The sequence below is a fragment of the Mesorhizobium sp. M2A.F.Ca.ET.037.01.1.1 genome, from assembly GCF_003998075.1.
Classification (GTDB): domain Bacteria; phylum Pseudomonadota; class Alphaproteobacteria; order Rhizobiales; family Rhizobiaceae; genus Mesorhizobium.
Genome location: NZ_RZSA01001396.1, coordinates 1 through 1,246 on the forward strand (window position 1 = coordinate 1; position 1,246 = coordinate 1,246).

The following is a 1,246-nucleotide window of genomic DNA, read 5'->3' on the forward strand; positions in this document are numbered from 1 at the left end:
GAGCTCACCATCGACCTCGTCGGCGATGTCGAGCCGCAAGGCGGACAGGTCTGGCAGCTCGCCTATGACGGCGTCTGTGGCGAGGAAGCCCTGCTGGCGCTCATCCTTGCCGGCCGCACGCCCCTCGCCCGGCTGGAGCAGGACGGCGCTGTCGTCGCCGAAGGGCGGCTCGGTACCGAATATCACGGCATCGCGCTGGCATCCTTCCAGGACATGCTGGCGCGCTCGGCCAGCCTGATCGTGGCGGCGGTCAATGGCGCCGCGCGCTCGCACCTGCCTGTGCTGCCCGAACCGCCATCCGGGGCGTCGTCCCCGCCCATGCCACCGGCCACGAAGCTCGGCGTGCGGGCCGCCAAGGCCATGGCGCGGCGCATCGTCCAGCAGATCTATCATCTGTGCTACAACGCCCCGCACTGGCGGGTCGGCTGGCGCCAGACCGGAGGCAGCGACCTCTACGAACTGCGCGCCCATCCGCAATCGGGCTGGCGCGACCTGGCTGACGACGGCAGCCGCTTCTACGCCGACCCGTTCCCGGTGCTTTACCGCGGCCAGGTGACGCTGTTCGTCGAGGACTACATCCACCGCACCGGCAAGGCGATCCTGTCGGCGGTGGCTTTCGGGCCGAACGGACCGGCAGGCACCCCGAAGCCGGTGCTGGAACTGCCCTACCACCTCTCCTACCCCTTCGTGTTCGAGCGCGACGGCGAGATGTGGATGGTGCCTGAAAGCGGCGCCAACCGCAGCGTCGATCTCTACCGCGCCAGCGCCTTCCCGGGCGGCTGGGTCAAGGAAGCGACGCTGTTGTCGGACATCGTCGCCAGCGACGCCACGCTCACCGAGCATGGCGGGCGCTGGTGGATGTTCGCCACCGTGCGCGACGGCGGCGGCGCTTTCTCGGACCAGCTGCATCTGTGGTCGGCGCCGGTTTTCCGCGGGCCGTGGACGCCGCATCCGAAGAACCCGCTGCTGATCGACATCGCCTCCGCGCGCCCCGCGGGCCGCATGGTGAGCCGCGGCGGGCAGCTGCTGCGTCCGGTGCAGGATTGCCGCAGGAGCTATGGCGCCGCGCTCGGCATCGCGCGGGTCACGCGCCTCGACGACACCGGCTTCGAACAGGTCGTCGAGACGATCCTCAATCCCGGCGCCGGCTGGGCCGGCCGCAAGCTACACACACTCAACGAAGCGGGCGGGCTGGAATTCATAGATGGTTCGGCAATGGCGCCGCGCTGGAAGCAGCGGCGGGGGA

1 protein-coding gene is annotated in these 1,246 nt (G+C 70.1%); it reads left to right on the forward strand.

Translation table 11 applies throughout. The annotated features are described in order from the left end of the window. Positions 1 to 1,246 (forward strand): formyl transferase (locus EOA27_RS37045; RefSeq protein WP_127258786.1); only part of this gene is annotated, 1,246 nt, incomplete at both ends.